27 protein-coding genes and 1 tRNA gene are annotated in these 23,843 nt (G+C 51.7%); 15 read left to right on the plus strand and 13 right to left on the minus strand.

Annotated elements, in window-relative coordinates:
- Positions 1-37 precede the first annotated feature (37 nt).
- A complete protein-coding gene (locus tag ABJU74_RS08330; protein WP_348383512.1) occupies positions 38-406 on the plus strand; it encodes a response regulator in 369 nt (122 codons plus the stop codon).
- 37 nt (positions 407-443) lie between these two features.
- Here the strand turns inward: ABJU74_RS08330 and rpmG are convergent, their stop codons facing one another.
- Positions 444-611: a 50S ribosomal protein L33 gene (gene rpmG, locus ABJU74_RS08335; protein ID WP_066741431.1), complete on the minus strand. Its 168-nt coding sequence runs from the start codon at positions 609-611 to the stop codon at positions 444-446.
- 207 nt (positions 612-818) lie between these two features.
- Here rpmG and ABJU74_RS08340 point away from each other — a divergent pair, with 207 nt between their 5' ends.
- From ABJU74_RS08340 to ABJU74_RS08350, 3 genes are all read left to right on the plus strand, one after another.
- Positions 819-1,154: a hypothetical protein gene (locus tag ABJU74_RS08340; protein WP_348383511.1), complete on the plus strand. Its 336-nt coding sequence runs from the start codon at positions 819-821 to the stop codon at positions 1,152-1,154.
- An 11-nt stretch (positions 1,155-1,165) separates the two neighbouring features.
- Positions 1,166-1,732, plus strand: coding sequence for a TMEM165/GDT1 family protein (locus tag ABJU74_RS08345; protein WP_348383510.1), 567 nt, complete (start codon positions 1,166-1,168; stop codon positions 1,730-1,732).
- A gap of 131 nt (positions 1,733-1,863) precedes the next feature.
- Entirely contained in the window at positions 1,864-2,328 is a 465-nt protein-coding gene (locus ABJU74_RS08350) for a DNA starvation/stationary phase protection protein (RefSeq protein WP_348383509.1), read from the plus strand.
- A 90-nt stretch (positions 2,329-2,418) separates the two neighbouring features.
- Here the strand turns inward: ABJU74_RS08350 and ABJU74_RS08355 are convergent, their stop codons facing one another.
- Together ABJU74_RS08355 and ABJU74_RS08360 are read right to left on the minus strand one after the other, a co-directional pair.
- The gene (locus tag ABJU74_RS08355; protein ID WP_348383508.1) at positions 2,419-3,090 is read right to left on the minus strand and encodes a cold-shock protein; all 672 of its coding nucleotides are present in this window, start codon (positions 3,088-3,090) and stop codon (positions 2,419-2,421) included.
- Positions 3,091-3,278: 188 nt separating this feature from the next.
- Positions 3,279-3,641: a DUF4870 domain-containing protein gene (locus ABJU74_RS08360; protein ID WP_348383507.1), complete on the minus strand. Its 363-nt coding sequence runs from the start codon at positions 3,639-3,641 to the stop codon at positions 3,279-3,281.
- Positions 3,642-3,783: 142 nt separating this feature from the next.
- Between ABJU74_RS08360 and ABJU74_RS08365 the strand changes: the two genes are divergently transcribed.
- The 5 genes from ABJU74_RS08365 to rpoN all read left to right on the plus strand — a co-directional run bounded on the left by ABJU74_RS08365 (position 3,784) and on the right by rpoN (position 8,273).
- Positions 3,784-4,401: a ribonuclease D gene (locus ABJU74_RS08365; protein WP_348383506.1), complete on the plus strand. Its 618-nt coding sequence runs from the start codon at positions 3,784-3,786 to the stop codon at positions 4,399-4,401.
- A gap of 87 nt (positions 4,402-4,488) precedes the next feature.
- Complete coding sequence (gene lptC, locus ABJU74_RS08370; RefSeq protein WP_348383505.1) at positions 4,489-5,133, plus strand: LPS export ABC transporter periplasmic protein LptC; 645 nt, start codon at positions 4,489-4,491, stop codon at positions 5,131-5,133.
- Positions 5,134-5,682 carry an LptA/OstA family protein gene (locus ABJU74_RS08375; protein ID WP_348383504.1) on the plus strand — a complete coding sequence of 183 codons (549 nt, stop codon included), beginning with the start codon at positions 5,134-5,136 and terminating at the stop codon, positions 5,680-5,682. It abuts the gene before it with no gap.
- Between the two features lie 268 nt (positions 5,683-5,950).
- Positions 5,951-6,691 carry an LPS export ABC transporter ATP-binding protein gene (lptB, locus tag ABJU74_RS08380; protein ID WP_348384013.1) on the plus strand — a complete coding sequence of 247 codons (741 nt, stop codon included), beginning with the start codon at positions 5,951-5,953 and terminating at the stop codon, positions 6,689-6,691.
- A 64-nt stretch (positions 6,692-6,755) separates the two neighbouring features.
- Positions 6,756-8,273 carry an RNA polymerase factor sigma-54 gene (gene rpoN / locus ABJU74_RS08385; protein WP_348383503.1) on the plus strand — a complete coding sequence of 506 codons (1,518 nt, stop codon included), beginning with the start codon at positions 6,756-6,758 and terminating at the stop codon, positions 8,271-8,273.
- Here rpoN and ABJU74_RS08390 read toward each other — a convergent pair.
- Genes ABJU74_RS08390 through ald form a run of 4 tightly spaced genes read right to left on the minus strand, consistent with a single transcriptional unit; the run spans position 8,270 to position 11,147 of the window.
- Positions 8,270-8,812 (minus strand): GNAT family N-acetyltransferase, encoded by a 543-nt coding sequence (locus ABJU74_RS08390; protein WP_348383502.1) that lies wholly within the window; start codon positions 8,810-8,812, stop codon positions 8,270-8,272. The genes rpoN and ABJU74_RS08390 overlap by 4 nt on opposite strands.
- On the minus strand, positions 8,799-9,032 hold the full coding sequence (locus tag ABJU74_RS08395; protein ID WP_348383501.1) for a DUF5818 domain-containing protein: 234 nt from the start codon (positions 9,030-9,032) through the stop codon (positions 8,799-8,801). Before ABJU74_RS08395 ends, ABJU74_RS08390 begins: the two co-directional genes overlap by 14 nt.
- A gap of 6 nt (positions 9,033-9,038) precedes the next feature.
- Positions 9,039-10,010 (minus strand): oxidoreductase, encoded by a 972-nt coding sequence (locus ABJU74_RS08400; protein WP_348383500.1) that lies wholly within the window; start codon positions 10,008-10,010, stop codon positions 9,039-9,041.
- Between the two features lie 12 nt (positions 10,011-10,022).
- Positions 10,023-11,147 carry an alanine dehydrogenase gene (ald, locus tag ABJU74_RS08405; RefSeq protein ID WP_348383499.1) on the minus strand — a complete coding sequence of 375 codons (1,125 nt, stop codon included), beginning with the start codon at positions 11,145-11,147 and terminating at the stop codon, positions 10,023-10,025.
- Between the two features lie 132 nt (positions 11,148-11,279).
- Here ald and ABJU74_RS08410 point away from each other — a divergent pair, with 132 nt between their 5' ends.
- Positions 11,280-11,747 (plus strand): Lrp/AsnC family transcriptional regulator, encoded by a 468-nt coding sequence (locus tag ABJU74_RS08410; RefSeq protein ID WP_348383498.1) that lies wholly within the window; start codon positions 11,280-11,282, stop codon positions 11,745-11,747.
- On the opposite strand, the gene ABJU74_RS08415 is transcribed toward ABJU74_RS08410, so the two are convergent.
- The gene (locus tag ABJU74_RS08415; RefSeq protein ID WP_348383497.1) at positions 11,744-12,694 is read right to left on the minus strand and encodes a peptidylprolyl isomerase; all 951 of its coding nucleotides are present in this window, start codon (positions 12,692-12,694) and stop codon (positions 11,744-11,746) included. The two genes, ABJU74_RS08410 and ABJU74_RS08415, sit on opposite strands and share 4 nt — an antisense overlap.
- A 191-nt stretch (positions 12,695-12,885) precedes the next feature.
- On the minus strand, positions 12,886-13,989 hold the full coding sequence (locus tag ABJU74_RS08420; RefSeq protein ID WP_348383496.1) for a peptidylprolyl isomerase: 1,104 nt from the start codon (positions 13,987-13,989) through the stop codon (positions 12,886-12,888).
- A 105-nt stretch (positions 13,990-14,094) separates the two neighbouring features.
- Here ABJU74_RS08420 and ABJU74_RS08425 point away from each other — a divergent pair.
- Positions 14,095-14,184, plus strand: a tRNA-Ser gene (locus ABJU74_RS08425).
- Between the two features lie 314 nt (positions 14,185-14,498).
- On the opposite strand, the gene ABJU74_RS08430 is transcribed toward ABJU74_RS08425, so the two are convergent.
- Positions 14,499-14,798: a hypothetical protein gene (locus ABJU74_RS08430; protein WP_348383495.1), complete on the minus strand. Its 300-nt coding sequence runs from the start codon at positions 14,796-14,798 to the stop codon at positions 14,499-14,501.
- Between ABJU74_RS08430 and ABJU74_RS08435 the strand changes: the two genes are divergently transcribed.
- Entirely contained in the window at positions 14,791-15,207 is a 417-nt protein-coding gene (locus ABJU74_RS08435; protein ID WP_348383494.1) for a PEPxxWA-CTERM sorting domain-containing protein, read from the plus strand. The genes ABJU74_RS08430 and ABJU74_RS08435 overlap by 8 nt on opposite strands.
- Before the next feature lie 131 nt (positions 15,208-15,338).
- Here the strand turns inward: ABJU74_RS08435 and ABJU74_RS08440 are convergent, their stop codons facing one another.
- Together ABJU74_RS08440 and ABJU74_RS08445 are read right to left on the minus strand one after the other, a co-directional pair.
- The gene (locus ABJU74_RS08440; protein ID WP_348383493.1) at positions 15,339-15,626 is read right to left on the minus strand and encodes a hypothetical protein; all 288 of its coding nucleotides are present in this window, start codon (positions 15,624-15,626) and stop codon (positions 15,339-15,341) included.
- Between the two features lie 270 nt (positions 15,627-15,896).
- Positions 15,897-16,352: an Lrp/AsnC family transcriptional regulator gene (locus ABJU74_RS08445; protein WP_348383492.1), complete on the minus strand. Its 456-nt coding sequence runs from the start codon at positions 16,350-16,352 to the stop codon at positions 15,897-15,899.
- A 271-nt stretch (positions 16,353-16,623) separates the two neighbouring features.
- Here ABJU74_RS08445 and ABJU74_RS08450 point away from each other — a divergent pair, with 271 nt between their 5' ends.
- A complete protein-coding gene (locus tag ABJU74_RS08450) occupies positions 16,624-17,943 on the plus strand; it encodes a serine hydrolase domain-containing protein (RefSeq protein WP_348383491.1) in 1,320 nt (439 codons plus the stop codon).
- 386 nt (positions 17,944-18,329) lie between these two features.
- On the opposite strand, the gene ABJU74_RS08455 is transcribed toward ABJU74_RS08450, so the two are convergent.
- The gene (locus ABJU74_RS08455) at positions 18,330-21,074 is read right to left on the minus strand and encodes a CHAT domain-containing tetratricopeptide repeat protein (RefSeq protein WP_348384012.1); all 2,745 of its coding nucleotides are present in this window, start codon (positions 21,072-21,074) and stop codon (positions 18,330-18,332) included.
- Positions 21,075-21,907: 833 nt separating this feature from the next.
- Between ABJU74_RS08455 and ABJU74_RS08460 the strand changes: the two genes are divergently transcribed.
- Together ABJU74_RS08460 and ABJU74_RS08465 are read left to right on the plus strand one after the other, a co-directional pair.
- Entirely contained in the window at positions 21,908-22,858 is a 951-nt protein-coding gene (locus ABJU74_RS08460) for an RICIN domain-containing protein (RefSeq protein ID WP_348383490.1), read from the plus strand.
- Positions 22,858-23,838 (plus strand): SH3 domain-containing protein, encoded by a 981-nt coding sequence (locus ABJU74_RS08465; RefSeq protein ID WP_348383489.1) that lies wholly within the window; start codon positions 22,858-22,860, stop codon positions 23,836-23,838. Before ABJU74_RS08460 ends, ABJU74_RS08465 begins: the two co-directional genes overlap by 1 nt.
- Positions 23,839-23,843: the final 5 nt, after the last annotated feature.

Genomic DNA, 23,843 nt, shown 5'->3' on the forward strand with positions numbered 1-23,843 from the left:
AGGGTTAGGGAGCCGTTTGGAAGGGGCAAGTCAGATAGTGGCAAAAAGAGTTTTAGTGGTTGAGGATAATGAGCTGAACCTGAAACTGTTCTGCGATTTGTTGCGTGCGCATGGTTTTGTCGTTGAGCCCGTCAAAGATGGCCGCGAAGTCCTAGAAAAGGCGCGCAGTTTCGTTCCAAATTTGGTGATTATGGATATCCAGCTACCCCATATCAGCGGACTGGAACTGATTGAACAAATCAAAAAAGATGTCCAATTGAAGATCATCCCGATCATGGCTGTGACCGCTTATGCCGGCAAAGGGGATGAAGATCGCATTTTAAGCGCCGGCGCGGAAGCCTATGTTTCCAAGCCGATTTCCGTGGCGAAATTTGTCGAATCGGTGCAAAATGTGCTGCACCGCTAGTTCCGTTTTGAAGCTTTAAATCAGAACGCGGAAGCGCTTATTTAATTTTTGCTTCTTTGAACTCAACATGTTTACGCACAACCGGATCATATTTCCGTTGCACCATTTTCTCGGTCAAGTTCCGCGGATTTTTACGGGTTACGTAGAAAAAGCCGGTATCCGCCGTGCTGACGAGTTTGATTTTTACATTGGCTGGTTTCGCCATGGCGCATTCCTTAAAAAGCAATTTTCTGAAAAAGCGGCTTGCCCAAAAAAACCGGCGCAAGTTGCTATAATTGAGCGCGCTAATGCTGAAAGCAGCGGCGATTGTCAAGAAAAAGCCGCGTTCCGATCACCGTCAGCGCGCCGACGTTTCATTTACGCCGTTTTAACCCTATTTTTGCATGGTGCTGCGTGAAATTGAGGCAGTCTTATGGATCACGATGAAAATTTGCTTGTTCAAGCGGAAATGCTGGCTTTGCTGGAAGGCATGCCCGCCAGTCTGATGGAAAAACATCCGATACAGTTTCTTATGCATCTCGATCAGGTGCGACAAAAAGCATCTCAACATAAGCTGATTGCGCTGCATGACTTGAGTTGTGCTTGTGAATCTGCGCTGCAACAAGCCATTCAAAATGGCACCGGCGTGATGGTGGCGGATTCTTATCTGGGAGCCATGAACGAAGCCCTTAAATGTGGACCGCTCACCCCCGCCATGGCGGAAGCCTTGATGGCAAATGTTGCTTTGCGACTGGGTGGACAACCGTAACGGCCCTATTTGTGGATGCATTTCTTACGTCTTTATTCGCGCTGTTATTGGCAGAAATAGGAGATCGTCCGCAAATATTATGTGCGGCCCTAGCCATCCGCTATGGTCGCGTTGCACCGATTATTGGAGCGCTTGGACTGGCAACCCTGCTTAACTGCGTAATTTCAGCGCTCGGCGGCTCGGCGGTCAATCAGTGGATTAGCGAGGAGCCATTGCGATTATTCTATGCGCTTTCCCTCTTTTTGGCGGGGATCGGTATGGTGGCTTGGCGTCGTCCTGTGGATCTGCTCGAAAAATGGACATTGGGGCCGTTTTGGACATCTTTTTTTGGGCTGTTCATTTTGCAATTTGGCGACAAAGGGCAATTTATTATCGCGGCGACGGCCGCGCGAACCGATGCCTGGTATTTTGCGGCCGCAGGCGGGTGGATCGGTATCATGTTGGCCTGTGTCCCCGCGATCGTTTTCCAGGAAAAAATCGCTGAAATATTGCCCTTTAGACTGATACGCCGAGGTGCGGGATTGGTTTTTTTATTGATTGGCGCAATATTGGCGCTCAGCGCTTGGGGCCTTTTATAAAATTATCAAAGCGATCAAAAAACTCCATAAGATCGATCAATTCGATTATTCAGACCTATGATTTGCGTTGGCGACCGTGCCATATACTCTCTATTTCAGAGTCATATCTAGACGAACAGATGGAGACAGTTATGACCACAGGTGACAATGCAAGAAAAGCTTTAGCCGCTTCGCTCAACATCGTGCTGGCGAATAGCTATGCCCTATATTTCAAAACGAAGAATTTTCACTGGCATGTATCAGGTCCGCATTTTCGCGATTACCATCTCATGTTTGATGAACAAGCGACGCAGATTTTGATGACAACCGATGCCATTGCGGAGCGGGTACGCAAAAAGGGGCAACGCACTTTAACATCTATTGCCGACATATCTGCCAAGCAGACCATAGCGGATAATGACGCAGCCAAAGTCACTGCGGCTGATATGCTCCAAGAGCTGAGAAATGACAATCTGGCTCTGGTTGCGAATTTGCGCGCGGCGAAAGAATTAGCGGGCCAGGCCGGGGATAATGCCACCGATGGGATTATCGACGACTGGACGGATCAAGCTGAACAACGCGCATGGTTTTTGGCAGAATCGGCCGAAGCTGCATAAAAAGGCGCAGCCGGCTGATTTTATCAACGGCGGTCAAAAAAATAGCGGGCAGTGGCCCGCTATTTTGACTATCGCAAAGCTATAATTTGATTATTTGGATATAAGATTAACAGCAGCGGTTTTGCCGCGCCGATCAATTTCCAGTTCAAACTCCAGTTTATCGCCTTCTTCCAAACCACTCATCCCAGCGCGTTCAACCGCTGAAATATGGACAAAAGCATCGGGTTGGCCGTCATCGCGCTGGATAAAGCCAAAGCCTTTCATGCTATTGAAAAATTTGACGGTGCCGGTAGCTTTTTCTCCGGTCAATTCGCGTTGCGGGGGGCCGCCGCGATCATCGCGCGATGGCGATTCAGCCACTTCGATCAAATCACCTTCAATTTGAATATCCGATGCCGAGACTTTGCCGCCACGGTCAACCAGAGAAAAGCGCAGGCCTTGCCCTTCGGCTAAACCTTTGAGGCCAGCGCGTTCGACTTGACTGATATGGACAAAAACATCATCGCCGCCTGCGTCTTGGACAATGAATCCAAATCCTTTTTGGGCATTGAAGAATTTTACCTTGCCGGTGCTTTCTCCAACAACTTGATCAGGCATGCCGCCGCCTGAACCGCCGCGATTGCCACCACTATAGCCTGTATCTGGCCGTGTATATCTTTCTATCGGAGGGGCGCTATCGCCTTGATATCCATCAAAATTTTCATCGCCAAAGCTGTCGCGCTTGTCCCGGCCTCTGCCACGCCGGTTTCTGTCAAAACCCATTCTTGAATCGTCTTTCACTTCGTCCGATAAATCAAATCCAATGTCGAAGCGGACGATAGCCCGAGCATTTTCTTGCGCGAATCCCTATATCGCACGGCGTAAGCATATAGAAAAACCAGACCTTATGCGAATAAAAATCCGCATAAGGTTAATTTCACTGGAATCACACCTGTCGTCAAATGGGTTGCTTAAAAAAGCCAGGTCTTAGGATCAGCAATTGGTTCTTGTTTCTGGGCCTTCAGCAACGCCAAAACAGAACGCACCAAAACCCAGGCTGCCAAAGCGATAAGCAATGGGATTCCGATGAGAATGAACGACAAGACTATCCCGATTACACTACCGATCAAACCGATGACAAAAGTCATGATGTGAAATTGCAAATGGCTTTCTTCCCAAGTGCCAGCGACTTCATCCTTCCAAATAAAAGCGAGAATGACACCTACCACGCCAGTAATCCCGATCAAAAAGCTGGCAATATAGAGCAATGATACGATCGTGGCTTTGTTCATATCAAATCCCCCAGTCGCAGGTTGTGGTGTTTGATCCGACATTATTTTTCCCCTTTTGAAGCTGCAAAAATTCTGTTTGAAAACAATCTTATTCTTGCTGTTTAACCGATGCTGCGGCACATACTATAGCAAGGAATGAATTTTTGGGAATATTTTCGAAGCCGAGGGCGCGGAGCAGAACATAATGGCCGTATTTTTTCACGAAGAAGATTTGCCTGAAGGCCTATTGGCGGATGGTCCGGTTGCGGTGGACACTGAAACAATGGGGCTGCAAACATTACGAGATCGCTTGTGCCTGCTGCAAATTTCAGATGGCAATGGCGATGAACATCTGGTTCGTTTTGCTCCGGATAGCGATTTTGCTGCACCCAATTTAACGCAAATATTGGGGGATCCAAAGCGGATCAAACTTTATCATTTTGCTCGCTTCGATCTTGCGGCCATTGACCATTATATGGGGGTGATGGCCGAACCTGTATTTTGTACAAAAATCGCATCGCGCCTGATCCGCACTTATACGGACCGGCACGGATTGAAAGAATTGGTGCGCGAGCTATTGGGTCAGGATATTTCCAAGCAGCAACAATCAAGCGACTGGGGTGGCCCGGTACTAAGTGATGCCCAGCGCGACTATGCCGCATCGGATGTCCGTTTTCTGCACCGTTTGAAAGAGGAATTGGAAACCAGACTGGAACGCGAAGGCCGTACAGCCATGGCTCAGGCCTGTTTTGATTTTCTCCCGCATCGCGCGCGCTTGGACATTGCCGGTTGGCCAGAAACGGATATTTTTGCGCATGCCTGATGGGAACGGGCTGACCGGGTCAGGGCCCTTGCGCGCGAGAAATTCAGCAATGATACATTCTGATGGGTGCTTAGCATTCACAATTCAATGACCAAATTTACCGATCATATAAAAAGCAAAAGGCAGCAATTTGCTTCACCCGGCGGCACGCACGACCGCAATATCCGGTTGTTGCGCGTCATATTGCCGCTGGGCGTTGGCGCATTGGGCGCTGTGCTTGCATTGGCCCCCTTTACAACGAGTGGAGAGCTTAGTTTCGTGCTCGACAAGGATAGTGTGGACGTCGCGAAAGAGCGGATGCGGGTCACTGAAGCGATGTACCGCGGCGAGGATAGCCAAGGACGGCCCTTTTCCATCAAAGCCGGATCCGCTGTGCAGAAAAGTTCCCGCGAAGCGGTGGTGGAATTAAAAGATTTGTCTGCACGGATATTGCTGGGTGACGGCCCTGCGCAAATAAGGGCTCGCGAAGGGCGTTATGATATGGACCGTGAAGATGTCACCGTGCCTGGACCAGTGCAGCTGGAAAGCGCGGGCGGATATCGACTGACAACCAACAACGTCACAGTTGATTTGAAAAACCGGACATTGAACAGCGATGCGCCAGTGGAAGGGCGCACCAATATCGGAACGTTTCGTGCCGATAATCTCCGCGCCAATATGAACGAACGGACGGTCACATTGGATGGCAATGCGAAGTTGCGTATCGTCCAAAAGGGACTAAGAGGGCGGTAAATGATAAAACAGTCTTTCCTTTTCGCTTCCGCAGGCGTCATGCTTGCTTCCACAGCAATGCTGTCTTTTGCCGGCCCTGCGCCCGCGCAAGTTTTCGGGGGGCATAATAGCAATGCGCCGGTTAACTTCGATGCAGGCCGCATAGAAGTGCAAGACCGGGCCGATCGGGTGGTCCTGTCCGGGGCCGTTCGCGTTGAACAAGCGGGACTAGTCCTAAATTCTTCGCGTATGACGGTAGCCTATCGCAATAGCGGCGGCATTGAAGTCGACCGGATTGATGCGTCTGGCGGGGTTACGATCCGTAAAGGGGCCGATACAGCCAGCGGCAATGTCGCTATTTATGATTTGAACCGGCGGCTGATTACCTTGGTTGGCGGAGTGACCTTGACGCAAGGGACCAATAAATTGTCAGGTGGACGCGTAATTATCGATCTGGCTTCGGGCCGGTCGACAATTGATGGCCGGGCCGCGGGCGGATCGGCACCAGCGACCCAGGGTTCAAATGGCCGGGTCTCAGGGACGTTCACGGTACCGCAGCGCGGCGAATAAATTTCGATTTTTCGATTGCAATATTAACAATTATTGACACTGCGCTGGCCGTGCACGGTTCTATTAAGCGATAAAACAATGCGCTTAAGCGCCAAAAAGAACCATTTTCGATCAATCATGCATAAAGCTTGCCAATTTTGAGTAAATTGGGCCATGTTGTTAACCATTATCTAATCTAATCGGGTTCAAACAGGATCTGAACCAAAGGACAACAATGAATCAAGCGACCACTATAGACGCATCATCACCGGCTAATGCCGGCTCGGCTATGGCCAGCGATGCGATGGAACATGGCCTCGCGGTGGTTTCGATCGCCAAAAGCTATGACAAACGATCGGTTTTGTCCGATGTCTCGCTATCCGTGGGACGAGGCGAAGTGGTTGGGCTCTTAGGACCCAATGGTGCTGGCAAGACCACCTGCTTTTATTCGGTCATGGGGCTTGTAAGCCCCGATGCAGGCCGGATCATGTTGGACGGTGAAGATATCACGCCCTTGCCGATGTACCGCCGGGCGATATTGGGACTGGGTTATCTGCCACAGGAGACATCGATTTTCCGTGGTATGACGGTGGAACAAAATATACTTGCTGTTTTGGAAATGGTGGAAAATGACAAAGCGGTGCGCGCTGAAAAGCTGGACCGATTGCTTGATGAATTCGGATTGACTGGTTTGCGGGCATCACCTGCTATGGCATTGTCAGGCGGAGAAAGGCGGCGCTGTGAAATTGCGCGGGCCTTGGCCGCGGACCCATCAATCATATTATTGGACGAACCGTTTGCGGGTATTGATCCGATTTCCATCTCGGATATTCGTGATCTCGTGGTGCAATTGAAAAACCGCGGCATAGGGGTGTTGATTACTGATCATAACGTTCGGGAGACGCTCGATATTGTTGACCGCGCCTGCATCATTTACGATGGTCAGGTTCTGTTCGCCGGCAGTCCGGAAGCCTTGGTCAAAGACGAAAATGTGCGCCGGCTCTATCTCGGTGAAGGTTTTGCCTTGTGAACCATTCGCCCACATTTTTTGGCCATAGAGTCAGTGCCATCGAAATCGTGGGGCGGCTTGCTTAATGGCATTGGGGCCCCGTCTTGATCTGAGGCAAAGCCAATCGCTGGTGATGACGCCGCAATTGCAGCAGGCGATCAAACTTCTGGCCTTGTCCAATCTCGAGCTTGAAACCTATATTGCCGAAGAAATTGAGAAAAATCCGCTGCTCGATACCGGTGAGCAGAGCACAGAATTTCAAGATGGCGGTGATCCGGGGGCGGAAGCGCCGCCCGAACCAGGCACGCAAGGCAGTGATGAAATATTGTCTTCTGGTCCTGCGGAAGCGGAATCCACTCTCGATATGGCCAGCGCTGACGATCAATTTTCCAATAATAGCTTGAGTGAAAGCGACGGCGCTTTGGATGGCGGGCTTGGGCTAAATGGCGCGGCCAGTTCGGGAAGCGCTGCTGGCGGCGGCGAGGCGCCAGATTTTGAAAATATGTTGGTGGCGGAAACAACCCTTGCGGATCATTTGATGGAACAAGCAGGCGCGATATTGTCCGGCACAGACTTATTCATTGCACAGCATCTGATCGATCAAATTGACGAATGCGGATATTTGCAGGCCGACCTTCTGGAATTTGCGCATCGGCTGGGGGTTCAGCTTGATGATGTGAAACATATATTGACGGAAGTGCAAAGCCTTGATCCTGTCGGGGTTGGCGCGCGTGATCTGGCCGAATGTCTAGCATTACAGGCCAAGGAAGCCGATCGCTATGATCCGGCCATGGCCCGGTTGATCGATAATCTGGATCTGCTTGCCAAAGGCGCTTTGCCTCAACTCAAGCGCATGTGCGGCGTGGATGACGAAGATCTGATGGACATGATCTCGGAAATTCGGGCCTATGACCCAAAGCCCGGCTGCAAAATAGGCGGCGGTGATGTGCAAGCGGTGGTACCGGATATTTTCATCGCCGAACGGGGAGGCAAATGGATAATCGAAGTCAATAGCGCCACCTTGCCAAAAGTATTGGTCAATCGAACCTATTTTACAGAATTGAAAGACGGCGCTCAGGACAAGGCATCGAAAGAATGGTTGAATGATTGCCTCGCGGATGCCAGCTGGCTGGTCAAAGCACTAGATCAGCGGCAACGGACAATTGTCAAAGTCGCCACGGAAATTGTCAAACAACAAGAAAATTTCTTTCGTGAAGGGGTGGAACATCTGCGCCCGCTGACATTGAAAAATGTCGCCGACAAGATCGAAATGCATGAATCAACCGTCAGCCGTGTGACATCCAATAAATATCTGTCTTGTTCGCGCGGTACCTTTGAGCTGAAATATTTCTTCACCAGCGGTATCCAATCGTCCACAGGGGGCGAAGCCGCCAGTGCGGAGGCGGTGAAAAGTCATATCAAGGCGTTGATCGATAACGAGGATCCCAAGAAAATCCTGTCGGATGACAAACTGGTCGCTTTGCTGAAAGACAAAGGCTTTGACATTGCCCGGCGCACCGTCGCCAAATATCGCGAAGCGCTTGGCCTGGGCAGTTCCGTACAGCGCCGCCGGCAAAAGGCGCTGGAAGGCAAGGCGGCCTAGGCTGCCGTTAAAGTCTTGCGTAAAACCACGAATTCCAATTGCTCATTCTTGGGCAGTCCAAAACGCGGATCATCCAAAGGAAAGGGACGCTTTTCTCCGGTCAAGTTATAGCCGCGCCGCTGATAATAGGCGATCAGATCATCGCGTTGGCGGATGACGGTCATTTCAATCATCTGGGCTTGCCAATGGCGAGAGACAAAATCTTCAGCTTCGCGCAGCAATATTTTACCCAGTCCGCCGGCTTGGCGATCGGGGTCAACCGTCAGCAAACCGAGATAAGCCAAGCCATTGTCGACGCGGTTTAACTGAACACAGCCGATCATCTGGTCTGCAATTTTGGCGATAAGAATGACGCTATCGGTTTGGCCAACTATTGCTTGTAGCGCTTCGCGATCGGTTCTTTGGCCGCCAAGCAAATCCGCTTCATGTGTCCACCCGCGCTTTGCGCTTTCGCCGCGATAGGCACTTTCCACTAGCTTGTGCAAGGCAAGGACGTCTGCGGCATGCGCGCGGGTTATGACCGGTTCAGGGGTGTTCAATAGGGCCCCCGTCGGCGAGCCGAACCGCCTCGGCTTCAATCAGATCTGGACCGGAAAGCAGACCCGTTACGATTACGCGTTTTTCTACAGCATCAATTGGTGTGCGGATCATTTCGAGCCGATAATTATGGCCATTATCGGCCTGCAGAACAAAGCCGCTGTCATCGCGAACCAGCAAGCCGCTAAACTGGGTGTCGAGGCGGGGCGGGATTTCAGTCATCGGCGATCAAGCGCTAGCGAGCAGCGTTTCGCTGATATCCCATAAGCGTTCGGCCGCGTCTTCATCAGCGATATGCGGCGCGCAATGCAAATAGGTTGGACTGTCCTCGCCGGCCAGCTGGGCGACATCGCAATCCTCACAATAGAGTCCATGTTTGTCGTCGAGCAGCGGAGATGTCGCCGCCCACAAGCTTGTTGTACAGCCTTGCGCTGGCGTCTTGAATATGGCCGCGACATTTTTGTTCAGCTCGCCATTTTCGTCGATCCAACCCAATTCCATCTGCTCCTCTTTCGGTAAATGGCGCTGCAATGGCGTCAAGATACCGCCCGGATGGACCGAAAAAGCGCGACCATCAAAGCCGGCCATGCGGCGGCTCAAGCCATTGGCAAACATCGCATTGGCGCTTTTCGCCTGCGCATAGGCCACCCATTTAAGGTAGGAGCCATTTTCAAACTGGATATCATCCCATAAGATAGTGCTGCGCCGATGGGCGATGGACGATAATGCGACGACCCGGGGACTATCGGCTTTTTCGAGCAAAGGCATCAGGCCTTTGGTGAGCGCAAAATGCCCCATATGGTTGACGCCAAATTGGCTTTCCCAGCCCGGGCCAACCCGCGCTAGCGGACAGGCCATGATGCCAGCATTGTTGATTAGCAAATCAACCTGATCAAGACTTTCTGCCATGGCCTCGGCAAAGCGGCGGACCGTGGAAAGGTCTCCCAGATCCATAGTGGCAGAGTAGACTTTGCCTTCCACACCTGCAAGATTTTCCGCGGCCTTGGCTTCATCGCGCACCGGGACAATCACGGTCGCTCCCTTGGCCGCCAGCGCTTTTGTCGTTTCCAGACCAATGCCGGAATAGCCGCCAGTGACAATGGCGGTCTTGCCGGTCAAATCAATCGCAGCGAGCAATTCATGGGGCTCAGATTTAGGGGGAAATCCGGAACCAAGCGGTTGCTGGTCTGCTGCTGCCATGTCAACGATCCTCTATTCGGGTTTATGGCCCACTATTTCCGAAACCGGCATATATTCATAGCCCAAATCTTCGGCCACGGCCTGATAAGTGACCTGTCCATTCCACACGTTCAATCCTTCTGCAAGATGGACATCATCCCGCAATGCGGCTTCCCAGCCCTTATTGGCAATGGCCAGCGTGTGGGGCAGGGTGACATTGTTGAGCGCATAGGTGGATGTTCGCGACACCGCGCCAGGCATATTGGCGACACAATAATGGACGACATCATCGACCACATAAGTTGGATCCTGATGGGTGGTTGGTTTGGACGTTTCAAAACAGCCCCCTTGGTCAATCGCCACATCGGCCAATACCGAACCCGGCCGCATGGTCGACAGCATCTCGCGGGTCACTAATTTCGGGGCTTCGGCACCCGGGATTAGCACCGCACCGATTACCAGATCAGCTTCAGCGACACATTCTGCCAGATTGGCTTTGTTCGAAAAGCGTGTTTTTGCGCGGGCTTCAAAATAATGACCCAGGCTTTCCAGCACCTCGGGATTGCGATCCAATATGGTGACATCAGCGCCCAGCCCGGCGGCCATTTGCGCGGCGTTAAAGCCGACCACGCCGCCGCCAATAACCGTCACTTTTCCTGGAGAAACGCCGGGTACGCCGCCCAGCAAAATTCCGCGCCCGCCATGGGCTTTTTCCAGCGCGGTGGCGCCCGCTTGAATTGACATCCGGCCAGCGACCTGACTCATGGGTTTCAAGAGTGGTAGACCGCCCGAACCAGTGACGGTTTCATAAGCAATGCAGGTCGCCTTTGACTGAACAAGGTCAGCGGTTTGTTCTGGGTCAGGAGCAAGGTGGAGATAGGTGAACAAAATCTGCCCTTCGCGCAGCATTGCACGTTCAGCGGGCTGAGGTTCCTTCACTTTCACCACCATGTCGCATTGTTCAAAAACATCGGAAGCGCTGGCAGTAATTGTGGCGCCAGCAGCTTCATATTCGGCATCGTCCGCGCCAATGCCGAGACCGGCTCCGGTCTCAACCAATATGTCATGGCCATGGGCGGATAATTCCCGCACCGATTCCGGGGTCAGGCCAACCCGATATTCATGATTTTTGACTTCTTTGGGTGTTCCAACGCGCATGATCGAGTCTCCTAAATATGTTCAGCCGATAATAACGGAAATGGCGCAAGAATAATTTCGAAATAGTTGTTTTAAAATGCGAAATGTGAAAATATAATTCGAATTTACCACAAAATATTCGGAAAAAATTCAATGGATCGACTCGATATCGCATTGTTGGAATATATGCAGCAGGATAGCCAGCTTCCCTTAACAAGCCTGTCCGAAAAAGTCGGACTGTCGCCATCTGCCTGCCATCGTCGGATCAAGATGCTGGAAAAAGATGGCGCGATTAAACGCTATGTTGCGGAATTGGATAACCGCAAAATCGGATTGCAACTGGATGTCTTCATCGAGATTCGCTTGACGGCACAAACCGAAATATCCTTTTCGACCTTTGAAAATGCGGTTCATCAGATTGATGAAATATTGGAATGCCATCTTATGTCTGGCGAAGCCGATTACCGTCTGCGGGTCGCGGCGCGGGATGTTGCCGACTATGATGATATTCATCGCAATTGTTTGGCGCGCCTGCCCGGCGTTGCTGCCATGCACAGCGCTTTTGCAATCCGTGCGATCAAGCAATGGTCGGGCTATCCGGTGGCGCGTTTACTCGGTTAAAGCGGCTTCATACGACGAATTGGCACCGGAACTGTGCAAATATTGCCATAGCCGCCATGGGCTTCAATATATTGCAGCAACGAAGGACTATAGCTGGCAAGATATTCATAGCGCGGCTGCTTGGCCACTGGCAATTCACTGGCCAGCCGAATTGATGTGACCCTTATATGCTCGGACTTGTCGGCATAGAATCCCCCGGCTGCGGTTCCCAGCGGCAGATTGGTAACATGCTCCAGACCATCGATGACGCGTCCGACCATCCCGAAAGTCGTATCCAGACTGCGCGCCGCTTCACCGGTGATGATCGAGATTTCCGCACCGCTGCCGGCATCGGGCGGATCATAATGCGCAGGCGACAGTGCGCCGCGGCAGGTTAGTGGAAAGGCCTTGCCACCCTTGGTCCCCACTGGCCAGCCAGCGGCAAAGCCCACTTTCATGCCATAGCTTTCATAAATCATCTTCATCAGCGGCCGGATTTCGGTGCCCTGATATTCATTGCTATAGGAGACAGCGGCATTCAATGCGGCTTGATCTGTATCGCGCTTGGCCCCCAGCGCCGAATTATAATAGTCGCTCTCCGGCACGGTTTCGAGATTGTTCGGCAGCTTCTTGTTGTCGGGGTTCCCACCAAATTGGGTGACGAAATTTTTGGAGACACGATAGATTTTTGTTCCATCCCACCAGCGCTGACTGGCAAATTTACGGACATTGCGAACATGGGCGCCGGACAATTTGGCTGGGATGAGTTGGATCACTGTCTGGCGAGGATTTCCATCGGTATCATCGGGCAAGGTGAAGATCATCAGATCATTGACCGGAATAGGAAGCCAGTGATCAGCGGGCGCGGCGTTGAGAATCTCTTCCGGTGTGGGTTCAGGCTGGACGGCTTCCTCCTGCGCCTGGGCAGTCCCGGCCATCAGCATCGATCCGGCTAGCAGCGTCACCATGAATGCTGTCCTGCAAAATGGGGGCATATCAACAGGTTCCTTTTTCAAAGTTCACACAATTCACATGGTCATCATTTTGAGGCGACGCGCCTGGTCCGGCGTAGCTATCCAGCGGAGTCTTTGCAGCAGAGAAGACAGAGATTGGCATAGCGAGAATTTATCGTCTTCACTCTCTGTAGGAAAGGCAAAACTCAATCCGCCTTCACCCGCCGTACTGGCACCGGAATATTGCAGATATCCGCGCCGCCAGCCGGTTTGATAAAAAACGGGTCGCGGCGATTGGCGCGGGCATCGGCATATTGCCCGAAGGCCTTGCTTCCTGTGTCGAGATATTCAAATTGCGGCTGCAGCGATTCTTGCAGTTCATTGCCCAAGCGGATGGACTGGATCGACACGCGTTTCTTGGGATCGGCATAAAAGCCCAGCTGCCCCTTGCCGCGCGGCAGGCTGGAGAGATGCTCGATGCCTTCTATAATCCGTCCGACCACCGCGATATTGCGATCGAGATGGCGCGGCGCGTGGCCGATCACGGTATAGAGTTCGGCGCCGGTGCCGGTGTCGGGAGAGAGGTTGCGACCGACGCCGACCATGCCGTAGCAGTGGACGGGCCAAAATTTGGGTACTCTTGTTTCGGCATTCAGCTCAGCTGCAAGTGGCCAACCATTTACAATTGTTGCCAAATCTGAGTAACGGTCTGACACTTGGGTCCTTAACTTATCTAGAAAACCGTCTTCATATTGCTCAGAGGGAAGGCTTAACTGGTCCCGGTCAATTCGCGCTATAATCATTGCGTTAATAATCAAAGAACTGTGTTTATCCGACAGTCTGTCGGAGTTTAGCGGAAAATCTGGAAAGCCCGGTAGCTTTGATGTCACATACTCGCTCTCCGGCACCTCAACCAAACCTTCTGGTAAAGCCTTCTGCTCCGTCTCCCCTGATTCCGGATTGTCGTATCCCGCATCCCCCCATTGCACGACATAATTGTCCTGCACTCGGTTGATGCTGGTGCCGTCCCAGAATTTGGCTGCGGCGAGCTTGCGGATATTGCCGATCCAGCCTTGCGAGAAAGGCGGCGGCATCAGCTGGATGACCACGCGGCGCGCTTCACCTTTGGCATTGGGCGCCAGATCCATGATCAGCAGGTCGCTGGCGGATATGGCTTTCCAGTCGCTCGCCGGGGCGGCATCGACTATCGCATTAGGGCTGGGAAACGCCTGTTTTGGAGGTTCTTGCGCCATAAGAGGCGTGGCGGCGCATAGGCTGGCCAATGAGGCAATATGGAAAAATTTTGTCATGATCCAACCTTAACCCCAACCAAGCCCTTGCGAAAGAGCGTTTTGCGCCCTAGGGAGGCGGCGCTGTCAGAGTTTCGAACCACTTATGATTCTGATGAGCAATGCGGAGTCGTGGCAGAGTGGTCGATCGCGCACGCTTGGAAAGCGTGTATAGGGTTAAACCTATCGAGGGTTCGAATCCCTCCGACTCCGCCAGCTAACCCCAAAATTACAGTGTTTTCTAGATCATTTCGAAAATCCGACACAACTCTGCCTTCAATTCTGGCCCTCTAGGTTTTTGCGCTATCTCCTTCGCCTATCGGGATATTTCCCCAACGCCTTTTCGATGGTTTTCTCGATTGCCCGATTCACAGGTATCAATTCTTTGGAGGTTAAGTGATGCAGCTACCTGCCTCCAACATAGCAAGGTTGTTCTAACGTCCGGTTTATCCCGAAAGCGGGCACTGGGTTTTTGAGAATTTTCCAGCTGTACCAAGCAAGTTAATAGATTTTGTGATGGTTAATTATCATTAGGGAAACTTGACATTGATTAGATGCAGAGTAAACTTTTTCGAGGTCGCAAAAAAAGCACTACTTTGACAAGAGGTGTTGCTACTTATTTGGGGATATTTTGTAATGAAGTCATTTTGCAAGGTAGCATTAGCTGCCTCAGGTCTAGCTATGACAGCCAGCCCGGCGGCCGCTACGGTTTTTCTCTTTTCAGCTGAGTTAGATTCGGGACCTAATACGGGTTCGCTTACGGGATCTGTAGATTTATCATTTGTATCTTTTGGTGGCAGTGGATCAGGATCTGCTTCTGCCGTGAACATTTTCACTACGCCAGCTGGAATTACACTGCCCGAAGGGTCTGAAGCAGTGAACTGGACCAACCAATTGGAGAATAGTTTTACGGTCACCGGCGGGGCTGTGACAAGTTTTGCCTTTTTTGCATTAACTGGCGCGGGTGGCTCGGCCGCGACTGAACTATGTCTCAATGATGGTGCTGCCAGTTTTGACGCGTTGAACAGAGCCTGCCCTGCTGGCTTGAATTTTATCGGAACGGGCGGCGCAACCGAATTTGGTTTCAACTTCGACGGTTCGGATGGAATTTCATTTACCGCCATAGCTCCTAGCGTTCCAGAACCCGCGACTTGGGCGTTCATGATCTTTGGCTTTGGTACCATTGGCGGAGCAATGCGCCGTCAGCGTAAAGTGAATGTGAAAGTCAGCTACGCTTAAGCCAATCAACAAGTTTACCCCAAAGCCCTGTCCGAGTAATCTGGCGGGGCTTTTTGTTTATGTCGCCAACGTCCGCATTCGGGATAAAGCAGCCACAACGCTAGTGTCCGCTTTCGGGATTCAACGGACTATCAGTCACCTAAGAACAACAGCCATCGGCCGGTTTGACCACTCTCAGCCAGCATGCCGCACAATTTTGTTATCTCGGGGCTGGGATTGTTGACATTTTCAGCGATCAACTTGCGCAGCAGAACAGCATGGTCATTGCTAAGCCTGGTGTCCGCATATGGATCGATGTAGATCCCTGTTCTTGATTTTAACGATTCAATAGCTGGCTCGATGATTTGCCAATCTTTGTATGGAAATGTGATATCGGATTCATCAGCCCGCTTATCTGTCCAATTATATTGAATTCCCACAATCAGTTCCCTTCAATAACCAGACATAACCCTTGGGGGAAGAATTTGAAACGTCTGCTTTCGGGCGATTTTTGCCGGTAGCATTCATGAACGTCAAAGTCCGCTTCCCACTCCATAACCGGGCAACAGGAAGCAGGTTCGCGCACCCTGGTAGAGGACTGGCCGTTAGGTTGATCTTGGTGCCAAAACCGGTCTGACAGACAACGACCCAATTGCGGTCATTCGATCTGACGGTGGTCAATGGCAGAAAACCGCCAGTACAAAAAAAGCTTATTCCAACTCGCGCGATGTCTCGAATTTCTTGCAGGAATAGACGACTCGTGTGTCATGGCGCTGCAGGTTCTCGTCGCTCATCAATGCTTCCTTTGCCCAGGTTTCATACCATTCCAGCGATGGGCCTTGCACGATCAAGACATAGTCTGTCGTTCCTGAGACATGGTACACTTGCTTAACCATCGGATCTTCGTGCATCTTTTGATCGAAGTCAGCATAGGCTTTGGGTGTATCCAACGCGAAGGTGACATCGATAATCACCGTAACGCCATGACTATCTCTGGCGAGAAGCGACACGTCGCGAGCGATGATTCCTTGCTCGCGCAAAAGCTTGAGCCTGCGCCGAATCGCAGAATTCGACAATCCGACTTCGGAACCGATTTCAGCGTGGGTCAATTGATTGTCACGTTGAACCACGTTCAAGATGGCATGGTCGAACTTATCCAGGCGCATGGCGTTTTTCTTCAATTTGTTTAATTAAGTGACGAATTTAGTACCTTCGACAGCAAAATTAGCCAACATTAATCTTGAACGACATGATACTTGCGTCTTTGAGAGGATTTCAAACGCCATAAAAACATGTTTCCCAGCAGCCATGTTTTACTTTCATTGAGCGCAAGTGGAGGAGAAATGCTCACCTTATATTCGCAACACCACAAGCCATTCGATTGGCGGTGACTGTGATTGTCGGTTTTCCCCCACACAAGTCGTTAATCTGGTGAAGTTGACTAAAGCAGGCAAAAATCAATCGGCACCATTACTTTCAGAAAGATATTCGATGATCAAAAGACGAAGTGTACTAAAGAACGCAGGCGCGCTTGCAGCTTTGACCGGAATGACACCTGCAATGCTGGCGGAGGTCGCCGTCCCAGTACGAAGCTGGATACCCAATGATATGATGATCTCAAGGCTTGAAGATCTCTTCAAGAAACGGAATGTAGCTGGGGCCTCCTTTGCAATTCTCGAGGAAGGCGAAGTGGCATGGGCCAAATCCTTTGGCTTTAGCAATACCGCCACTCAAGATCCGATCACAGACAAGACTCTCTTCCAGGTCGCGTCGCTATCGAAGCCTATCTTCGCTTATGTCGTGATGAACATGATTGAGCAGGGCCGCCTCCAGCTGGATGACCGACTTTCCGATTATGTTAGACCAATCGGCTATTCGGGTACACCGTGGTCCCAGGCCATAACTGTGCGCCATACGTTAACCCACACGACGGGCCTGCCAAACTGGCGGGAGCGCAAAGAAGGCGTTCCTCTCGAACCGGTTTTCGAACCAGGAACCGGCTACAGTTATTCGGGCGAGGCCTATTCCTGGTTGCAGGAGGTGGTTGAGGCGATAGAAAATGCTAGTCTACACGAAGCCGCATCACGCTATCTCTTCGCTCCCGCTGGGTTGGAAGATATGGCCTTTCTATGGTTGCCGGATCGTGACCGTCGAGAGGTATTCGGCCACTCTCTCGATGCAAGCGGACAGAATATGCCCGATGCTTTGCAATTCAGTAGGGAGTATGGATCTCTGGTCCTTAAGATCGCAAGCCGATGGGGCCGTGAGCTTTCGTCTCTTCGTCAGGCCGATATCCGCGCGATTAATGAAGTGATTGAATGGCCCGAAGGTTCAACCCTAGCGGACAAACCCGAATGGCTATGGCAGTTGCCTGACTACGCGCTAGCTAACGCTCCCTCCAGCGCTCGTGCGACGGCCAGTGATTATGCACGCTTCCTTGCGCTCATGTTACCTGATCGAAACCAACCAGCGGGCCTTATCAGCAATGAGGCGCGAAAATTTATGCTAACGCCTCAGTCGGAGCGCCCCGACCAACCGAATATGCCGTCAGGTATTGGTTGGGGCCTAGAGCGCTTTCAGGGCAAACTCTACTATCAACACTGGGGGCGAAACGGCGCAAGCTACACTGCTCTTTCGCTTGCTGATCCAGAGACGAAACGAGGCATCGTGGCGATGGCTAACAGCGAGACCGGCGGCACCTTCATTGACGAAGCTGCAGCAATGCTCACTGGAACGCCCTTCCAAACATTTGTTTAGAAGATGCGGAGAATAGGATGGGTGGATATCGGCGCTTGCTGCAAGCCTAGAAGTCAGAGATTCGCCACAAGGATAGCGTCGGCTTTTTCAATTTCTCATACTTCAAACCGAAATTCCGCTTTCACCGCCAGTTTCGGACATTCTGAAAAGTGTAGGCAAACATCCGCTTTCGGGATATAGCGGTCATCGCCGACAACAAAGTTGCCATTCCGCTAACGACCCAGTTGTAGTCATGAGCGCCAAGCGGTTCTAACGGCTGCTATGGGCGCAAAAGCGGACATTAGCTCGCGCAAATCGAGAAGCTATCGCGTATTCCAATTGGGATCGAAAAGAGAGGCATTGGGGCATCGCAACTTCGGCTATTCGCATAGATTGGCCCTTTGCATCTATTGGCTGTCTCCGACCAATATGAAAGGTGCCCAGGCATATGGATGGGCGAAATGATCATCGCTGTTGTCCAGACTGGTGTCGGCCCGCAATTCTAAAATCGCTTGCCTTAGTGCATTTGCGCGGGATTCCGCTTCACCGATTTGTTCTAGCTCAATCGCCCGGACAGTGATGCGCGCTGCCACATCATCACGAACAGGCCAGTGTGAAACGAGCATGTTTTTTGTTCCGGCATAGAAGAACGCCTGCGCTAATCCCGACAACCCCGGCGCTCCTTCTCTACCGTCGGAAGCTGCAGTATTGCATGCCGACAAGACAACCCATTCTGCATTTATTCGCAACCGAGTCACTTCGGAGGCCGTTAACAACCCATCATCGCCGGGCAATACGGTTTGAGGGGGCGTCATCACCAGCGCCGGTTCGGTCAAAAAATCAAGCTCGCCTGCGAGCAGGCCGTGTGTTGCCAAAACCACTATTTCTGCATCGAGATCAGCTTCGCGGAAAGCTGGTTCTGTAGCCTTGTCTGCCAGATAAAGCGTTCCTTCATCTGGGCCAAGCAACGTGGAGAGCATTTTCAGTTCTTCCGCGGTTCCCGGCAGCCGAATGAGTTTTCTAACCTTGTCTATTTTTACAAGGTTGTTTGCGCCGTTCTTGTCAACGCCAAAAACCGCTCCAGCTTCTAGGCTAGCTGCATTATTACCTTCCGATTGAATTGAACGACTGACCATCGGTCCATCAAGCAAGGGATCACCAAAACCGATGAATTTTTTTCTGCCAGACGTTCTGGAAACCGTTTGACGCGTGCGCGATTGGAAAAGTGATTGTAGGGATGGTAAGGTCGCAAGTGCGAAGTCATCGATCATCCATTGTGTATGACGAAGAGTGGAGGCATTGGAGTCGTCTCCATTTGACGGCAGTTTGCTGACCAATATTGCAAAGGGCAAACTCGAGAGCGAGCCGCCCGCGATTGTGAAAATCTGCGAAATACCCTCCAGCTCCTGTGAGAATGGAGCAACCAACTCACGATAGACTTCATGTGCAAGCTTACGATCATAGGACAAATATCCTCGCCCTTCGTCATCCCAACGCTCCTGGATTTCATCTGGCACTTTGATTGCCGATCCGGCATCGAACAGCAACCGCTGCACAGCTGCATCAATGCGGTCGCGCGACCAATTGCTGCGATGCCAGTTTACACCGGTTGCGGTGATCAACATGACGTGAGTCCCGAACTCTCCCGGCTGCAGAAGAAGCGCCGCTTCATTGGGTCGAAGAAGTCCCGTTGAAGTGGTTATACCAACCGGTTCTGGTCTTAACAGCTCAAAAAAGTCCGGAGCTTCGTTCTTCAACTGATCATCGATAGTGCTCATCCGGGCTGCCAGTTCCTGCTGCAGCTGACTTTTTTTAACCAGAGAAGTGGTTGATTTTGAAGGTCCGCCAGATAGTAATTGAATTCGCTCCAGTTCAGCCGTTTCCCAGCCGCGCGATAGCAGTTCACGCTGATCAACAAGTTCACCCAATCGCGGAGAACGTGCTGCCGCCGTCCTGCGAGCCACGGCTCCCCCGAAAGCTCTGCTGACAGGTGACTGCAAAGCTCTCTGCAACGCAGGGAACGCTTTGTTGTTCACGCTCAATGAGTCACGTTTTTCCGCTATCCAGAGGCTATCGAGATAAAGGGTTTGCACCTCGCTTTCACTTGCTAGGTTGCGTTCGCGGTGGAGGGTACTACCGACCCTAAAGCCCAATGCGTTGCGACGATTATTCGCGTGCGCAGCGGCCTTCTCGGCAATATTAAGGGCTGTCTTATCCTGAAGACGGAGCAATGTCCGCCATAGTTTTTGGAACGCACGTCGTGTGACCGGGTGATCTTCGCCGTAGATCTTTTCATATATCTCGACAGCCAGCTTCTGGTCTTCACGCGCCTCACTAAAACGCTGTTCTGCCGTCGCCAGATCAGCCCGGTTGAGTAAGGCCACCGCAATCTCATAAACTGAAGGTTGTTCGCTAGTTTTAACAAGGTGCATTTGTTCGGCGATCAAAGGAGCTGCTTCTTCAGTACGCCCCGCTTTCAAAAGGGCGACAGCAAGATTGCCTATTCCCGCTATGTGCCGCGAATGGCCTGTTTCGAAGTGAGCCTTGTTTTTCTCAACAACTTCAGCATGCAAAGGAATAGCTTTTTCCAACTTGCCATTGGTACCCAACATGAATGCGTAGTTGTTGATACTGTTGATCAGGCCAATTTCGTTCGATGCAAAACTCATTCTCGCAGCGGCAAGAGTTTGTCGAAGTACTGCTTCCGCCTCGTCGCTTCGGTTTAGATCGGCCAGCGCAAGGGCATAGCGTTCCCGCACAGCAATCGTATCGCGATGATCAACTCCTTTGGCTTTTTGAATCCGGTCTGCCAGATCGCTAAGCAGCCTTGCGCTGGTCAGCGTGTCGCCTGATAGTTCTGTAGCATAGGCCAGTGAATCAAGTTTCGCTATTGTTTGAGCGCCGTCTGTGCCCGCAGTCCGGCAGCTTGAAAAAACTGCGGCGGCTATATGATTCCGCGCTGCTTCATAGTGGAAATTTTCAAGCAGCAATTCTCCGTGGAAACCAGCGGCTTCTTCAAACTGTTCGCTAGGAACCCCAAAGGTTGTTTGAGAGTCTTTCACGACTTCCAGGGAAGCCTCGATTGCTACATCGGGATCAGCGACGACCCAAGCTTGCTCACGGGCATTCAAAAGCACCCGATAGTCTTCCATCAAAAGCTGATGGTCCTCTGCCCGCAATTGGCTCGCAGGACGCCGAGGGGCAAAGGCGGTAACATCGGCACCATTGTTACGAAATGGAAAGCTGGCGCATTGTGGATCAACTGGAAATGTTGCGAATTCCGCTTCTGCCAGAATTGTTGCAGGATCGCGTCCGAATAGCTCTCCTATCGGCGTATTTCTTAAATCGATATCCGGCGCTTGACCCATAGCCGGCATAGGCAGTGCGGCTATGGTTACCGCAAGTAAACAGCGTGCAAATCTATTCGTGAAAGCAAGTTTCATTGATCCAAGTTTCCCAACACTTTAACACTTAGGATCGTAAAGTTGGCGGAATGTAATTCAAGCGTAATTTGTCGATACGATCTGATCCAGCTGCCCAATTTAGAGCACTATGCTGTAATGTCGGCTTTCGGGATGACGCGGGGGCCATCGGAACGGCGGAATTTGGGACGCATTCCTGAATGACCGCTCATATCATTTCCGGATCGTCAGCAACTGAGCCGTCACCAGACTGTCTGGTTCTGGCTGCTTTTGGCAGAAAAGCAGACGTTTGAATAGCATTTTCGCTTTCGGTAAATATCCTGTGAGTGTGATCCTCCGAATCTCGGCAAAACGCCAATTATCAGACTGAGTTCTCCTTGACAGCCCTTAGGTCGAAAATCGCGGCTACGTTAGGGATATGTGCGTGGTATCCGACAATCATGGGTAAACCGCGGAACCAACTACATAGCTATAGTTACTTGCCAGCATTTGGGGGATTGACCCCATTTCCAACCAGACCGGTCTGAGGCAATTCAGTTGCCAATTGCAGAGGAGTCGAACCGATGACAAATACAAAAAATACTGGGCGTGGGTTCTGGTTTCATTTCAGGCAGTTTCTCCTGCTCGCCATTCTGCTGGGACAAACGGCTCCTGCCATGGCCCAGGATGATCGCCCACGTGCGGACCTCGCCCAGATTGATGCACTACAGCCCGATCAACCACTCCCAATTGACGGCATTTGGCGACTCCGCGAACTGAACAAGCAGGTCGCCATAGAGGCCGGCCATGTATTCGCACTGGAAGGATGGACGCATTTGCTTGTTTGGGTGGTGGAACCAGGTATGGTCACGTCAACCAAATTGCGTCAAACCGACCGGCAAAAGCTGATTGCCTATGACGCGTTGTTGAAGCGCGAAATGGAATGGACCGTTCGGGAAGATGGCACAATTTTCGCCTCCGGTGGCGAAGGCCTGCTCGCACCGAAATTCTCCCTTGAACCCGTCGAACTCTCTTATCCAGAGGCGTTCGAAGCAGTGCGGCTGGGGCACGAGTTGCTGCTCACGCCCGATGGTTTCGCGCTGGCCGATAGACCCGATCCGCTTGAGATTGACCTCGAGATCACTGGGCCGGTTACCAGCGCAGACAGCATGTGCCTAGACCTGCATGGTCCCGACGTCGGCAAGCAAGGCGGCAGGATTCAAGTCTGGAAATGCCTTGGCAGCCAGAACCAGCGGTTTATCTTTTTGCCCGATGACGGGCTTCTGGTCGCGGCTAGTGGCATGTGTCTGGAGGCCGTCGGGCCGGACAAAGGCGCCCCTGTTCGCTCCTTTGGCTGCGATGGCAAAGAGGCGCAGATATGGGAAGCGCGAGAGACATCAGAAGGGGGCACCGCCTTTGTCCACAAAGCCACTGGACGTTGCCTTGACGCCCATGGCCCTGAATCAAAACGCGACGGCGGGAAAATTCAGATCTGGGACTGTTTCTATGGCAATAATCAGCGGTGGAGCCTGTGATGCTCAGCCGTTTTAGAACCCTTATTGCAGCCGCCACTATATGCGGGGCTATCGTGGCTGCAACACCAGTCAGTGCCGGATCGAAACACAGGCCAATAGAATTGGTGAAGTGCAAGGATGCAATGGGCACGATTGCCGTTATTGAAGGAGATTCTCGCAGTTGGGTCGACAAAAAACTGGGTAGTCCCACCGCGATAGTCGAGGCCCTAGTCAATCAATCAGGCTGCTTTACGCTCTATGACCCTAATAGCGCGCAAGCAGCAAATTATTTGCTGACTGTCGTTGCCGGGGACAAGTTTGAAGTCGCGAAAGCGACCAATTTGAACAGCGCTGGATTCGCCAATGCGGCTGCACTTGCGCAGAATAGCGGTTATCGAAGCGGGCTGGGAACCGCTGGCGATATTGCGGGGGTGGTTCCTCTCGCCGGAGCCGTCGTAAACGGTCTGGCGGGGATGGTCGGGATTGGTAAGAAGAATACCGTAGTCACGGGCCTGACATTGATTGAAACCGCGCAAAATAGCGCTATCGCTGCCGGAACCGGACTGGTTCAAAAGACCAAACTCAAATTTCACGACGATGACGATGATGCCATGGCACGGATGCCGGAAGGCTATTGGATGCTTGGTGTTGAAACAGCATCCGCAGAACTGCGATATACCAAGAAGGAAGCCGGGCGGGAAATGATTCAGAGCTTTGTCATCGCCTATAATAATATGGTGAGGCAGGCACAGGCTCTAGGGGCAGGTCAAAAGCCGGAGGAACCAGTGGAAGAGGTTTCAACAATTGAAGAAGGGCCAGCCCCCGTATTGGCGGCAGCAGATTCCTTCCTTTATCTGGAACCGTCGCGCGAGGCGGAAACTATCCGAGCAATCCGCCCTGGTGTTGCGCTAACACCAATAGGAGAATTGAACGGCATTTTTCTGCCTGTCAAAGACGCTTATGGGGTATTGGGTTGGGTCAGTGTCGAAGATCTGCAATAGGTCTT

Origin of the sequence: Parasphingorhabdus sp., assembly GCF_039982415.1 — a bacterium.
Lineage (GTDB): Bacteria > Pseudomonadota > Alphaproteobacteria > Sphingomonadales > Sphingomonadaceae > Parasphingorhabdus.